General features: G+C 65.6%; 15 protein-coding genes. 10 read left to right on the plus strand and 5 right to left on the minus strand.

All coding sequences use genetic code 11. The features are described 5' to 3' along the window. The first annotated feature begins 25 nt into the window (after positions 1-25). Together tsaE and BG61_RS00235 are read left to right on the plus strand one after the other, a co-directional pair. A complete protein-coding gene (tsaE, locus tag BG61_RS00230) occupies positions 26-580 on the plus strand; it encodes a tRNA (adenosine(37)-N6)-threonylcarbamoyltransferase complex ATPase subunit type 1 TsaE (protein ID WP_035941000.1) in 555 nt (184 codons plus the stop codon). After that, on the plus strand, positions 562-2,079 hold the full coding sequence (locus BG61_RS00235) for an N-acetylmuramoyl-L-alanine amidase (protein WP_035941002.1): 1,518 nt from the start codon (positions 562-564) through the stop codon (positions 2,077-2,079). The genes tsaE and BG61_RS00235 overlap by 19 nt, the downstream gene beginning before the upstream one ends. A 45-nt stretch (positions 2,080-2,124) precedes the next feature. On the opposite strand, the gene BG61_RS00240 is transcribed toward BG61_RS00235, so the two are convergent. Together BG61_RS00240 and BG61_RS00245 are read right to left on the minus strand one after the other, a co-directional pair. Continuing rightward, complete coding sequence (locus BG61_RS00240) at positions 2,125-3,006, minus strand: EamA family transporter (RefSeq protein WP_035941493.1); 882 nt, start codon at positions 3,004-3,006, stop codon at positions 2,125-2,127. Between the two features lie 153 nt (positions 3,007-3,159). Then, positions 3,160-3,420, minus strand: a complete 261-nt coding sequence (locus BG61_RS00245) for a hypothetical protein (RefSeq protein ID WP_035941003.1) — start codon at positions 3,418-3,420, stop codon at positions 3,160-3,162. Between the two features lie 199 nt (positions 3,421-3,619). Between BG61_RS00245 and BG61_RS00250 the strand changes: the two genes are divergently transcribed. Both BG61_RS00250 and trxA read left to right on the plus strand, forming a co-directional pair. Next, entirely contained in the window at positions 3,620-4,519 is a 900-nt protein-coding gene (locus BG61_RS00250) for a pirin family protein (RefSeq protein ID WP_035941005.1), read from the plus strand. A gap of 86 nt (positions 4,520-4,605) precedes the next feature. Beyond that, positions 4,606-5,454 (plus strand): thioredoxin, encoded by an 849-nt coding sequence (trxA, locus tag BG61_RS00255; RefSeq protein ID WP_035941007.1) that lies wholly within the window; start codon positions 4,606-4,608, stop codon positions 5,452-5,454. Positions 5,455-5,601: 147 nt separating this feature from the next. Here the strand turns inward: trxA and BG61_RS00260 are convergent, their stop codons facing one another. Then, positions 5,602-6,456, minus strand: a complete 855-nt coding sequence (locus tag BG61_RS00260; protein ID WP_035941009.1) for a tRNA threonylcarbamoyladenosine dehydratase — start codon at positions 6,454-6,456, stop codon at positions 5,602-5,604. Positions 6,457-6,750: 294 nt separating this feature from the next. On the opposite strand from BG61_RS00260, the gene pdxH reads away from it, so the two are divergent. The 3 genes from pdxH to BG61_RS00275 all read left to right on the plus strand — a co-directional run bounded on the left by pdxH (position 6,751) and on the right by BG61_RS00275 (position 9,889). After that, on the plus strand, positions 6,751-7,392 hold the full coding sequence (gene pdxH / locus BG61_RS00265; protein ID WP_035941011.1) for a pyridoxamine 5'-phosphate oxidase: 642 nt from the start codon (positions 6,751-6,753) through the stop codon (positions 7,390-7,392). 179 nt (positions 7,393-7,571) lie between these two features. After that, the gene (locus BG61_RS00270; protein ID WP_035941013.1) at positions 7,572-8,786 is read left to right on the plus strand and encodes an SAM-dependent methyltransferase; all 1,215 of its coding nucleotides are present in this window, start codon (positions 7,572-7,574) and stop codon (positions 8,784-8,786) included. Further along, positions 8,714-9,889, plus strand: a complete 1,176-nt coding sequence (locus BG61_RS00275; RefSeq protein WP_370818114.1) for a DUF72 domain-containing protein — start codon at positions 8,714-8,716, stop codon at positions 9,887-9,889. The genes BG61_RS00270 and BG61_RS00275 overlap by 73 nt, the downstream gene beginning before the upstream one ends. A gap of 33 nt (positions 9,890-9,922) precedes the next feature. Here the strand turns inward: BG61_RS00275 and msrA are convergent, their stop codons facing one another. After that, the gene (gene msrA, locus BG61_RS00280) at positions 9,923-10,483 is read right to left on the minus strand and encodes a peptide-methionine (S)-S-oxide reductase MsrA (protein WP_035941015.1); all 561 of its coding nucleotides are present in this window, start codon (positions 10,481-10,483) and stop codon (positions 9,923-9,925) included. 257 nt (positions 10,484-10,740) lie between these two features. Here msrA and BG61_RS00285 point away from each other — a divergent pair, with 257 nt between their 5' ends. Further along, on the plus strand, positions 10,741-11,253 hold the full coding sequence (locus tag BG61_RS00285; protein ID WP_035941017.1) for a flavin reductase family protein: 513 nt from the start codon (positions 10,741-10,743) through the stop codon (positions 11,251-11,253). Between the two features lie 6 nt (positions 11,254-11,259). Here BG61_RS00285 and BG61_RS00290 read toward each other — a convergent pair whose 3' ends face one another. Further along, on the minus strand, positions 11,260-11,766 hold the full coding sequence (locus BG61_RS00290; protein ID WP_035941019.1) for an Lrp/AsnC family transcriptional regulator: 507 nt from the start codon (positions 11,764-11,766) through the stop codon (positions 11,260-11,262). Between the two features lie 135 nt (positions 11,767-11,901). Between BG61_RS00290 and kynB the strand changes: the two genes are divergently transcribed. Further along, complete coding sequence (gene kynB / locus BG61_RS00295) at positions 11,902-12,531, plus strand: arylformamidase (RefSeq protein ID WP_035941022.1); 630 nt, start codon at positions 11,902-11,904, stop codon at positions 12,529-12,531. A 27-nt stretch (positions 12,532-12,558) separates the two neighbouring features. Further along, complete coding sequence (gene kynU / locus BG61_RS00300; RefSeq protein ID WP_035941023.1) at positions 12,559-13,809, plus strand: kynureninase; 1,251 nt, start codon at positions 12,559-12,561, stop codon at positions 13,807-13,809. The last annotated feature ends 3 nt before the right edge of the window (positions 13,810-13,812 follow it).

Below are 13,812 nucleotides of genomic sequence, written 5' to 3' on the forward strand. Positions count from 1 at the left end.
GGTTCATCACGACATTTTACGAGCAATGCCCGCAGCCCAAGCACGATCGACGCATCCTCTTCCCGCCGCCCGGCTCGAGCGCCGCTTCGAGCTGCCGGACGAAGCCGCGACGCTCGCCTTCGGGAAACGCTTCGCGCGCGCGCTCGACGCCGTGCGCGCATTGTCGAATCCGGCAAATAACGAACGTTTCACCGGCTTGCAGGTCCAGTTGACGGGCGACCTCGGCGCGGGAAAGACCACGCTCGTGCGCGCGACGCTACGCGCGCTCGGCCACGAGGGGCGCGTGCGCAGCCCGACTTACACGCTCGTCGAGCCCTATTCGCTCGAGACGTCTTCGGGCCCGCTCGACGTGTATCACTTCGACCTGTACCGCTTCGCCGATCCCGCCGAATGGGCGGATGCCGGCTTTCGCGAATATTTCGACCGCGGGGCGGTATGTCTTGTCGAATGGCCGCAGCAGGCAGGGGAGCTGCTCGGCGTGCCCGATCTCGTGTTCGCGCTCGATATCGAGGGAGAAGGCCGCGTTCTGATTGCGCGGGCGTATAGCGAAACAGGAAAGACATGTCTCGAAAGATGTTGATCAAGCCGTTCCATTCGATCGAATCGTCCGCCACCGCCTCGCACAGCTGGCGGCGCCGGCAGGTGCTGCGCGCGGGCGTATCGACGATCGCGCTCGCGCTCGTCGCCCCGCGCCTCGCTCACGCGAGCTCGGTGCTCGGCGTGCGCGTGTGGCCCGCGCGTGACTACACGCGCGTGACGATCGAGTCGGACCAGCCGCTGCAGGCGAACCAGCAATTGCTGCAGGGGCCGGACCGGCTCGTCGTGGACCTGAACGGGCTCGATCTCGATCAGGAACTGAAGGACCTGGTCTCGAAGATCACGCCGAACGACCCGCAGATCCAGGCCGTGCGCATCGGGCAATATCAGCCGCACGTCGTGCGCATGGTGTTCGACCTGAAGGGGTCGGTGAAGCCGCAGGTGTTCACGCTCACGCCGATCGGCAGCTACAAGTACCGGCTCGTGTTCGACCTGTATCCGGCCGTCGCGCCCGACCCGCTCATGGAACTGCTCGCGCAGAGCGAGCGCAAGCAGGAGGCGTTCGACCAGTCGAACCCGAATCCGAAGCCGCCGCCCGCCACCCTGAGCGGCCCGGCCACGCCCCCCGCGCCGCTCGCGCAGGACAACACCGACGAGTTCTTCCAGAAGTACGCCGACAACAACGACCTGCCGCGTGCTCCCGCGCCTGCCGCGCCGGCGTCAAAGCCCGCGAGGCCCGTGGTGCCGCTCGCGCCGCCCATCGCCAAGAAAGACGACGACGACAGCGACAACTACGCGTTCTCCGCCCCCAAGCAGGGCAAGGCCGGCACCACGCGCCTGCTCACCGTCGCGATCGATCCGGGCCATGGCGGCGAGGACCCAGGAGCGATCGGCGGCGCCGGCACCTACGAGAAGCACGTTGCGCTCGACATCGCGAAGAAGCTGCGCGCGAAGATCGACGCGCAGCCGAACATGCGCGCGATGATGACCCGCGACGCCGACTTCTTCGTGCCGCTCAACGTGCGTGTGCAGAAGGCGCGGCGCGTCGGCGCGGATCTGTTCGTGTCGATCCACGCCGACGCGTTCACCACGCCCGACGCGCGCGGCTCATCGGTATTCGCGCTGTCGGATCACGGCGCGTCGAGCGCGGCGGCGCGCTGGCTCGCGAACAAGGAAAACGAGTCGGATTCGATCGGCGGGATCAACGTGAAGACGCAGGACGTGAGCGTGAACCGCGCGCTCTTCGACATGTCCACGACCGCGCAGATCCGCGATTCGATGCGCTACGGAAACTTCGTCCTGAACGAGATCGGCGGCATCAACAAGCTGCACAAGGGGTCGGTGGAACAGGCCGGCTTCGCCGTGCTGAAGGCACCGGACATCCCGTCGATCCTCGTGGAAACGGCGTTCATCAGCAACCCCGAAGAGGAGTCGCGCCTGAAGGACGACGCCTATCGCGACAAGATGGCCAACGCGATCATGAAAGGCATCAAGCGGTATTTCGCCGCGAATCCGCCGCTCGCGAAGAGCCGGATGACGTAAGCGTTTTTTGCGGCTTTCAGGGGCCGTGGCGGTGCCTGGTAAACCTCAGCGCGCGGCGGCGAGCCGCGCGACGATCCATCCGCCGAACACGTTCACCATGAGCCCGGCCATCACGAGCGCGGCGCCTGCGATCTGCATCGGCGTGAGGCCTTCGCCCAGAAGCAGCGCCGCCGACACCAGTCCGATGACCGGCACCAGCAGCGAGAACGGCGCGACCTGGCTTGCCGGATAGCGCGCGAGCAGCTTGCCCCAGAGGCTGTAGCCGACGAGCGTCGCGACGAACGCCAGATAGGCGATCGCAAAGACGGACAGCATCGGAATCGACGCGAGACTCGCCTCGATGCGCGCGGGCCCCTCGAACACCAGCGACAGTCCGAGAAACGGCAGTGGCGGAATGAGGCTCCCCCACACGACGAGCGACACGAGATCGACCGGCCCCATGCGCTTCGTCACGACATTGCCGAGCGCCCACATCGCGGCGGCGGCGAGCGTGAACATGAAGCCGGCGAAGGTCATCGCGTGGCCGCCCTGCATGCCGATCAGCGCGAGGCCGCATGCGGCGATCGCGAGCCCGGCCAGGCTGGCCGGGCGGATCCGCTCGCCGAGGAACATCGCGGCGAAGATCAGCGTAAAAAATGCCTGCGCCTGCAACACGAGCGACGCGAGACCCGCAGGCATCCCGACATACATTCCGTAGAACAGGAACGCGAACTGGCCGAGTGAGATCGTGAGCCCGTAGGCGAGAAGCCACCGCAGCGGCACCTTCGGGCGCTTGACGAAGAACACCGCCGGGAACGCGGCAAGCGCGAAGCGCAGCGCACCGAGCAGCATCGGCGGGACGCCGTGCAGCCCCACCTTGATCACGACGAAATTCACGCCCCAGGCGAGAATGACCACTGAAGCGAGCAGCAAATCCTTGGGCGACATCGCCGTCTCCGCGTCCATTTTCTTGTCGAAACGCGCAGTTTAGCGGACGGATCTGCAAGCGGCCCGATCAAGCCTGCGCTCGCGCGGCGCCGACAAAAAGCCTGCGTCCGCTCGCGAGCGGACGCAGGCTGACCCCGACGGCTTCGATCACGGCTACTTGCTCTGTCCTTCCTGGGTGCCGGCCGCGCCGCTCTTCGTGGTTTCGTCCGGCGTCTTCTTGCCCTTGCTGCCGCTATGTTGCGTCGATTTGTGGGACTTCGACGGCGCCATCGTGCCCGACGCGCCGTCCTGCATCGGCGAGGCGGTCGGCGTCGCCGTGGCGTTCGACGAATTGCCCGACGACGTCTGGGCGAGCGCCCCGGTGGCGGCGAAAATACCGGCGGTCAGCGCGATCAACAGCTTGTTCCTGCTCATTTTCAGACTCCTATCAAGGTTGCGCAAAAGCATGCACGCATGCTGCAAAAAAGCGCGGTTGCCTGTGTAACCGCGCTGATCCGGCGAGTCCCGGTCGCGGGCGAAAGCCGACGAGAGCGGACGAGCGCGGGCGAAAGGCTGCGCCCACCGGCATCGGCCAGTAGAATCAGCAATTCCGATACGCTCACTCCGGTGCCCCATGTCTTCGACGATCCATGCGTTTCTGAAGCCCCATCAACACGATATCGGCGGCCTCACGGTGCGGCGCGTGCTGCCTGCGCTCGCCGTGCGGACCATCGGGCCTTTCATCTTCTTCGACCACATCGGACCCGCAACGCTTGTGCCCGGCGCCGGCCTCGACGTGCGTCCGCACCCGCACATCGGCCTTGCCACGGTCACCTATCTGTTCGACGGCGCGATCATGCATCGCGACAGCGTGGGCTCCGTGCAGAAAATCGTTCCCGGCGACGTCAACTGGATGACGGCGGGACGCGGCATCGTCCATTCGGAGCGCGCCCCCGACGAGGAGCGCGCCGCCGGCCAGTCGATGCACGGCATCCAGACGTGGGTCGCGCTGCCGATCGCCGACGAGGACACCGAGCCGTCGTTCGAGCACCATCCGGCCGCGACGCTGCCGCAACTGGAAATCGACGGCGTGACGCTGCGCGTGATCGCCGGCAGCGCGTTCGGCGCGACGGCGCCCACCCGCACCTTCTCGCCGACGCTCTATGTCGCCGCGCAATTCGCCGCGGGCGGCGAGATCACGCTCGACGCCGAGCACCAGGAACGCGGCGTGTATCTGCTGCAAGGCGATCTCGCCATCGACGGCACGCCGCTGCCCGAGTGCCAGATGGCCGTGCTGACGCCGGGCGTCGCGGCGACGCTGGAGAGCACGAACGGCGCGATCGCGATGCTGCTCGGCGGGGCACCGCTCGACGGCAAGCGCTTCATCGAATGGAATTTCGTGTCGAGCTCGCGCGAGAAGATCGACGCCGCGAAGCTCGCGTGGAGCGAACAGCGCATGGGCCACGTGCCCGGCGAGACGGAATTCATTCCGTTGCCGCCGCCGCGCCGCGAGGACAAGGCGCCGGACGCTTAAGCCGCACGCGTAAGCCGGACGCGTTATTGAGATATGCGCACTCGCCCCCATCTGGCAGGAAAGCAAAGCGCAACAGGAGAACATTCATGGATACGACACTCGCCACTTTTGAAAACGATGTGATCGAGGCTTCGACGCTCGCGCCGGTGCTCGTCGACTTCTGGGCGCCGTGGTGCGGCCCGTGCAAGACGCTCGGGCCGATGCTCGAGCGGCTGGAGGCCGAAGGCGCCGGCAAGTGGAAGCTGGTGAAAGTGAACGTCGACGAGAATCAGGAACTCGCGCAGCACTTTCAGGTGCGCAGCATTCCGCACGTGATCGCGTTCGCGGACGGCCGCGCCGTCGACCAGTTCATCGGCGTGCTGCCGGAAGGCCAGATTCGCGCGTTCCTCGACAAGCTGGTGCCGGACGGCGCCGAAGCCGAGCGCCGCGCCGCGCACCTCGCGTGGGAGGCAGGCGACAAGGACGGCGCCATCGACCTCATCAAGACCGCGCTCGCGCTCGACCCGGGCTACGACGACGCACGGCTCGACCTGATCGGGTGGCTGCTCGCGCAGAACCGCATCGACGAGGCGCGCGAGGAGGAAAAGCTGCTGTCGCCGAAGACGACTCAAGGCATCGACGCACGCTACAACGCGCTGAAAACGGAGCTCGACGCCGCCGACGCCGCCGCCGACCTGCCCCCCGCCGACGCGCTGATCGACGCCGTGAACGCCCATCCCGACGATCTGGAAGCGCGTTTCGCGCTCGCCAACCGCCTGATCGCGGGACGCGACTACGCGGGCGCGCTCGAACACCTGCTCGCGATCGTCGTGCGGGACCGCGCCTTCATGGACGACGTCGGCCGCAAGACGATGCTGTCGGTATTCGAACTCGCCCAGCATCAGCCGGAACTCGTTTCGCAATGGCGGCGTAAATTGAGCGCGGCGATCAATTAATGCGCGCTCAGTGAAAAGCTTTCAAATATATTAATCAGGCGTTTTGAAGCAAAACGGCCGGCTCTCGAATAGGTCGAATAGCCGGCCGTTTTTTATTTGATTCATGTCAAGCGCGTTCAAACGCATTCAAACGCCTTCAAACGCGTTTCACGCGCGCTTTGCCAGATCGCGCAGCACGTACGCGGCGGCGGCGAATCCGAAACTCGCCGTCACGCACACGCTCGAGCCGAATCCCGCGCAATTCAGTCCCACCGGTCCCGTATGGCCCGGTGCCGTTTCCAGGTGCTCGGCGGCCTCTTCGATGTCGCAGGCGGGCGCCTCCGGGTAGATCAGCGGCTCGTCGGAATAGACCGCGCTCACCCTGAACTTCGACTTCGGCCCGCGCGGAAAGCCGTGCATCTTGCGCAACTGGCCGCGCACCTTCGAGAGCAGCGGGTCCTGGATGGTCTGCGCGAGATCGTCGATGCGAATGCGCGTCGGGTCGAGCTGCCCGCCCGCGCCGCCCACCGTGATGAGCGCCTGGCGGCGCTCCACGCACCACGCGATCAGCGCCGTCTTGGTGCGCACGCTGTCGATTGCGTCGATGACGAAATCGAACCCGCCGCCGAGCACGGCCTCGAAGTTGCCGGGCTCGACGAAATCCTCGATCTCGCGCACGTCGCACGCGGGATCGATCAGGCGGATGCGCTCCGCCATCGCGCCGACCTTGGCCTTGCCGTAGTTGCCGTCGAGCGCGTGGATCTGGCGGTTGGTGTTGCTTTCCGCGACGTTGTCGAGATCGATCAGCGTGATATGCCCGACCGCGCTGCGCGCGAGCGCCTCCGCGGCCCACGAGCCGACCCCGCCGATGCCGATCACCGCAACGTGCGCCCGCTCGAACGCCGCGAGCGCGGGCGCGCCGTACAGGCGCGCGATGCCTCCGAAGCGTCGTGCGCGATCGGCGGCTTCATGCTCCGGCGCGCTTTGGGCGGGGTTAAAATCATTACTGGATGTGGCGGTCATGTCGGGTCGGGGAGCAGGCTGTTCACGCGTCGTACGAACGCAATCGAGGGCAGGCCGCAATCGGTCGCAGCCTGTCGATCGGCGTTGATCGGTGTTGACCAATCGCGACGATGGACAGCATTGTCTGCAAGATTTCGCTGAATTGCGTATTCTGCCTTAACAGAACAAGTAAGGCTTACAGCGGGATAACACGCGGCACGCAGGCACACGAACTGCGCTTGATTCGTTGTATTGCGTCGGCGCACGAAATGCAGAGCTTGGCTATACTGGCGCGACTGTAGCGTTTGCATAAAAATGACGACACTTGCCAACCTTCGTAGAAGCTATTCCCTCGGATCGCTCGATCAAGCCGATGTCGACCCCGATCCGGTTCGCCAGTTTCAGACGTGGTTTGCGCAAGCGCTCGATGCAAAACTGCCCGAACCGAATGCAATGACGCTTGCGACGGTCGACGAACGGGGCCGCCCCTCGGCGCGCATCGTTCTGATCAAGGGCGTCGACGAACGAGGCTTCGTGTTCTTCACGAACTACGAAAGCCGCAAGGGTCGCGAACTCGCAGGCAATCCGGCCGCGAGCCTGCTGTTCTACTGGATTGAACTCGAGCGCCAGGTGCGCATCGAGGGCTCCGTCGTCACGACGAGCGCCGATGAAAGCGACGCCTACTACGCGTCGCGGCCGCTCGAATCGCGCATCGGCGCGTGGGCGTCGGAGCAAAGCCAGGTGCTGGAAAGCCGCGCGGTGCTCGAAGCCCGCGAGCGCGAACTGATCGCGCAATACGGCGACAACCCGCCGCGCCCGCCGCACTGGGGCGGCTACCGGCTGGTTCCCGACACCATCGAATTCTGGCAAGGCCGGCCTTCACGGCTGCACGACCGCATCGTGTACACGCGCGAAGACGCGGGCGGCGAGTGGCGCATCGTCCGGCTCGCGCCGTAACGACGCACTCGCCGCCGCTTTTTGCGCGGACCAGAACGGCTCATCGGCCCGGGGCGGCATGCCTTTGCCCGGGGCGAGTGACGCCTATGGCGAGCGCGAAGCGTTGACACGCAGTACCGCAGGACGAACTTGGAGATGCGAGCCTTCCCTTAATTTCATCTAAGCGCGGAGAAACAAGCATGTTCTGGGAGAAGAAGCTGACGCAGTGGGTGCAGGACGTTCGGAATCGGGCAAACATTCCGGCGCGTCTGGTGTTGTGGGATGGTCAGCAGCACGACTTCGGCATCTTTGCCGCACCGCAGGTCACGCTGCACGTGAAGAGCGCGACGGCCCTGCCCTATCTGCTCGAACCCAGTCTCGACAACCTCGGTGAAGCCTATGTGAAGGGCAAGATAGACATCGAGGGCAAGCTGTCGGACATCATCAACATCAGCTACACGCTCGCGAAAAGCACCGTCACCAGCGCGAGCAAGCTCGCCCGTGTGCGACGCTACTTCACTCATACGAAGTCGTCGGACAGGAAGGCCATCCAGTATCACTACGACGTCTCGAACGAGTTCTACCGGCTCTGGCTGGACAAGAACATGGTCTATTCGTGCGCCTACTTCGAGAACGGCGACGAAGACATCGATACGGCGCAGTTGAAGAAGATCGACCACATCCTCACGAAAATCCAGCTGCAGCCCGGCCAGCGGCTGCTCGACATCGGCTGCGGCTGGGGCGCGCTCGTGATCCGCGCGGCGCAGAAGTTCGGCGCGAAGTGCGTGGGCGTGACGCTGTCGCAGAATCAGTTCGACCTTGCCACGCAGCGCGTGAAGGAGGCCGGACTCGAGGATCGCATCGAGATCCGTCTGCAGGATTACCGCGACGTGAAAGGCCAGTTCGACCGCATCACGAGCGTCGGCATGTTCGAGCACGTCGGCCGCAAGAACCTGCCCGAGTATTTCAGCAAGGTCCGCGATCTGCTCGCCGACGACGGCATCGCGATGAATCACGGCATCACGTCGACCGATTCCGACAGCGGCGAAACGGCGCTCGGCGGCGGCGAGTTCATCGACCGTTACGTGTTCCCCGACGGCGAGCTGCCGCATATCGGCCTCGCGCTCGAGTCGCTGCAGCGCGGCGGGCTGGAAGCCGTGGACATCGAGAGCCTGCGCCGCCACTACGCGCGCACGCTCGACATCTGGGCCGAGAACTTCGAAGCGAAGGCCGACGAGGCGAAGAAGCTCGTCGACGACGAAAAATTCCGCATCTGGCGCGTGTATCTCGCGGGCTGTGCGTACGCGTTCGAAAACGACGACGTGTCGATCTACCAGATCGTCTGCCGCAAGGCGGGACGCAGCGCGCAGACCCTGCCGTGGTCGCGCCGCTACATGTACGAGAAGGCGCTCTGAGCGGGGCGGCTGACGCGCCCGGCGCCGGCGAGGACGCCGGGCAGGTCGATCTGTTCGGCGCGCCGCCGCCTATTGGCGCGCCGCCGGTTGGCGCGCCGCCGAAGTCCGTAACGGCGAAACCGGCGCCGCGCAAGCCGCGCGGCGTGCTGCCCGCGCCCGCCACCCCCGAACTCGACGCGCTCGCCGCGAAGCTGCCCGCAGCCGTGCACCTCGGCACGTCGACGTGGTCGTTTCCCGGCTGGCGCGACATCGTCTACGGCGACGACTACTCCAGCGCGAAACTCTCCCGCGACGGCCTTGCCGCCTACGGCGCGCATCCGCTCCTGCGCAGCGTGTCGATCGACCGGTCGTTCTACGCGCCGCTTTCGATCGCCGAATACGCACGCTACGCCCAGCAGGTCCCCGATCACTTCCGCTTTATCGTGAAGGCGCCCGCGTCCGTCACCGACGCCGTGCTGCGCGGCGAGCGCGGCGCGCCCGCTGGCGAGAACCCGGCGTTCCTGAACGCGCAGATCGCCATCGACGAGTTCGTGCGGCCATGCATCGGCGGGCTCGGCGCGAAGGCCGGCGCGCTCGTGTTCCAGTTTTCGCCGCTGCCCGATGCGATGATCGTCGAACCTGCGCTTTTCATCGACCGCCTCGCGACATTCCTGAATGCGCTGCCGCCGCTCGAGGGCGACGCGTGCTACGCGGTCGAACTGAGGGACGCGACGATGCTCACGCCGCGCTTCATTCGCGCGCTGCGCGACGCGAAGGTGCGCTATTGCGTCGGCATCCATGCGCGCATGCCCGAAACATGGCGGCAGGCGAAAGCGCTCGCGCTGCTGGATGAGAACGCGGCGGGGCCGCTCGTCGTGCGCTGGAGCCTGCACAGCGGCTTCCGCTACGAACAGGCGAAGGCGAAGTACGAACCGTTCGACAAGCTCGTCGACGAAGACCCCGACACGCGCCGGGCGCTCGCGGAACTCGCGGCGCGCTACGTCTTCGCGGGCCAGCCGGTGGTGATCGCAGTGAACAACAAGGCGGAAGGCTCCGCCCCGCTCACGTGCTTCGAACTGGCGCGCGAGATCGCGCTCGCGTGCGCGCAGGAACGCGGCGAATGAAGGACGGCGCCAGCGCCGCTCGCTGCCGGAACCTCAGCGCTTGAGCCGGTGCGCGAACTTCTGGCGGAACTTCGCCACCTTCGGCGCCACCACGAACGCGCAGTAGCCCTGGTCCGGATGCTGCGCGAAATAGTTCTGGTGATACCCCTCGGCTGGATAGTAGTCGCGGTTGAGCGACGTCACTTCGGTGACGATCCTGCCGTCGTAGATGCCGTCGCGCTGAAGCTGGTCGAGCACGTCGAGCGCGATCGCGCGCTGTTCGTCCGAATGCGTGAACACGGCCGACCGGTACTGCGTGCCGACATCGTTGCCCTGGCGGTTGAGCTGCGTCGGATCGTGCGTGGCGAAGAAAATCTCCAGAATCTCGCGATAGCCGATCACCGAAGGATCGAATTCCACCCTGACCACTTCCGCGTGGCCGGTGTCGCCGTCGCAGACCTGCTCGTAGGACGGATGCGCCACCTCGCCGCCGGCATAGCCCGATTCCACCGACAGCACGCCTTCGACACCCAGAAACACGGCCTCGGTGCACCAGAAACAGCCGCCGCCCAGCGTCGCGGTCTCGCGCCCGGGCTGTTGGGTCTGCTGCGTCATGCTCGCTCCTTGTCGGTTTCCGGATGATTCCCGGTGGATTGCACACGGACTCCGCAGGTGGGTGCGCTCACACTGTCCGTCAACCCGGCGAGCTTACTGTTTTTTGAAAAGCCCCGCCTGTATCGCGGGCTTCGCCGGCCGCGTCCGGCGCGATTCCGCTAGAATCGAGGCAATTCGCTCATCTTATAAATGACTTCAGCACAGTCCTTCCGACTCATGCGCGACGCGCGGCCGGTTGCACACGAAACACTAGCCCGATGAAACGCGCCAAGACCCCGAATTTCGACCACGTGGCTTTTCGCGGCGCACTGAGCCAGTTCGCCACGGGCGTGACCGTCATCACGACGCGCGCTCCGTCCGGCCAGCTGATCGGCATCACCGCGAGTTCGTTCAATTCCGTCTCGCTCGATCCGCCGCTCGTGCTGTGGAGCCTCGCGACCAAATCGGCGTCGATGCCGGTGTTCCAGTCGAACAGCCACTACGTGGTGAATGTGCTCGCCGCGTCGCAGATCGAGCTCTGCAAGCGTTTCGCGACCGTGAAGGGCGACCGCTTCGCCGGCGTCTCGCACGCGGAGGGCGACACCGGCATGCCGGTGCTGAACGGCGCGCTCGCGTGGTTCGAATGCCACAACCGCAGCCGCTACGAGGAAGGCGACCACGTGATTTTCGTGGGCGAAGTGGAGCGCTGCGGGGTGCACGAGGACGCAACGAGGATTTCCCCGCTCGTCTTCCAGGCGGGGGATTTCCACACGCTGCTGTCGATCGGGTAAGCCCGCCTACGCCGCCGGTCCGCGGGGCGACGGCTGCTCGATCAGCGCGACGGGCACGCCGGCTTCGTCCTTCATTGTCTGAAGAACGATGTTCGAGCGGATGTCGATCACACCCGGCGCCTTGTACAGCTTGCTCAGGATGAAGTCCGAATAGTGCTTCAGGTTGTGCGCGAGCACCCGCAGCACGTAATGCGTGTCGCCCGTCACGACGAACGCGCCCACCACCTCCGGCCACTCCCGCACCGCCGCCGCGAACGTTTCGTGCCAGTTTTCCTGGTCGTTTCGCATGGAAACGTGCACGAACGCCTCCAGTTCGATGCCGAGCCGCTCCCGGTCGAGACACGCGCGATAGCGCGCGATCACACCCTCTTCTTCCAGCAGCCGCATCCGGCGCAGACAAGCCGAAGGCGACAGCGAAATGCGCTCCGCCAGATCCAGGTTGCTGATCCTTCCGTCTTCCTGCAGTACCGCCAAAATACGGCAATCCGTTGCATCGAGCGTGAACCCAGTCATTTTTTAGTCTCCCTGGCCCGTTTCATCGAATTATGTTCTAAGACGCGGTGTTTTGGGTGGTTATTTCGCAATCACTTTTCAGGCTGTCGCGACTATGATTTGACGCATATCCACGCACTCTGCTAGGCGTCGCCGATGACCACTCTCTGGGACATTTCCCCGCCCGTCCACCCCGAAACGCCCGTCTGGCCCGGCGACACGCCCGTTGGCATCGAGCGGATCTGGCGCATGGAGGCGGGTTCGCCCGTGAACGTCGCGCGCATCACGCTTTCGCCGCATACCGGCGCGCACGCCGACGCCCCGCTGCATTACGACGCCGAAGGCGCGCCGATCGGCGAAGTGGCGCTCGACACCTATCTGGGCCGGTGCCGCGTGATCGATTGCATCGGCGCGGCTCCGGCCGTGACGCCCGGGCACGTGGCCCGACATCTCGCCGACGCCCCGCCGCGCGTGCTGCTGCGCACCTATTCGCGCGCGCCGCTCGATGCATGGGACCCCCATTTCTGCGCTGTGGCGCCGGAAACTGTCGATCTGCTCGCAAAAAGCGGCGTGCGGCTGATCGGCATCGACACGCCGTCGCTCGACCCGCAGGAATCGAAGACGATGGACGCCCACCAGCGCATCCGCGCGCATCGCATGGCGATTCTCGAAGGACTCGTGCTCGACGCGATCGCGCCCGGCGACTACGAGCTGATCGCGCTGCCGCTCAGGCTCGCGACGCTCGACGCCAGTCCCGTGCGCGCCGTATTGCGCCCTCTTTCCTGATTTTTCTCTACTTAACCGGACATTTCGATGAATCATCGTGACGATGCTCTGGCGCTCGACCGCGAGGACCCGCTTCGCTCGCTGCGCGACCAGTTCGCGCTCGCGCCCGGCGTGATCTACCTCGACGGCAACTCCCTCGGCGTGCCGCCCAAAGCCGCCGCGGCGCGTGCCGCGGCCGTGATCGGCGGCGAATGGGGCGAGGGCCTCATCCGCAGCTGGAACACGGCGGGTTGGTTCGCGTTGCCCAAGCGCCTCGGCAACAAGCTCGCGCCGCTCGTCGGCGCGGGCGAGGACGAAGTCGTCGTCACCGACACCATATCGACCAATCTTTTCAAGATCCTGTCGGCAGCGCTGCGCATGGCGAACGCGCGCGACCCGCAACGCCGCGTGATCGTCTCCGAGCGCTCGAATTTTCCGACCGACCTGTACATCGCGCAGGGTCTGATCGAGCAGCTCGATCGCGGCTACGAGCTGCACCTCGTCGACGATCCGACCGAACTCGCCATCGCGATCGACGCAAACACCGCCGTCGCGATGATCACGCACGTGAACTACCGCACGGGCTACATGCACGACATGGCAGCCGTGACCGACCTGATCCACCGCGCGGGCGCGCTCGCCGTCTGGGATCTGGCGCATTCGGCGGGCGCTGTGCCGGTCGACCTGAACGGCGTCGGCGCGGACTACGCGGTCGGCTGCACGTACAAGTATCTGAACGGCGGCCCCGGCTCGCCAGCGTTCGTCTGGGTGCCGAAGCGCCATCAGAACGCGTTTTCGCAGCCGCTTTCCGGCTGGTGGGGACACAAGAAGCCCTTCGACATGAACCCGGCCTACCAGCCGGACGAAGGCATCGGGCGATTCCTGTGCGGCACGCAGCCGGTCGTTTCGATGGCGCTCGTCGAATGCGGGCTCGACGTTTTCCTGCAAACCGACATGGCGGCGCTCAGGCGCAAGTCGCTCGCGCTCTCCGACCTTTTCATCAAGCTCGTTGAAACGCGCTGCGGCAAGTTCCCGCTGCAGCTCGTGACGCCGCGCGAGCACGCGCAGCGCGGCTCGCAGGCGAGTTTCGCCCATCCGAACGGCTACGAAGTGATGCAGGCGCTGATCGCGCGCGGCGTGATCGGCGATTATCGCGAGCCGCACGTGCTGCGCTTCGGCTTCACACCGCTCTATACGCGTTTCGCCGATGTGTGGGACGCCGTGGAAATCCTGCGCGACGTGCTGGAAAGCGAAGCGTGGCGTGCGCCCGAATTCGCCGAGCGCGGTGCCGTAACCTGAGAG

Source organism: Caballeronia glathei, from assembly GCF_000698595.1.
Lineage (GTDB): Bacteria > Pseudomonadota > Gammaproteobacteria > Burkholderiales > Burkholderiaceae > Caballeronia > Caballeronia glathei.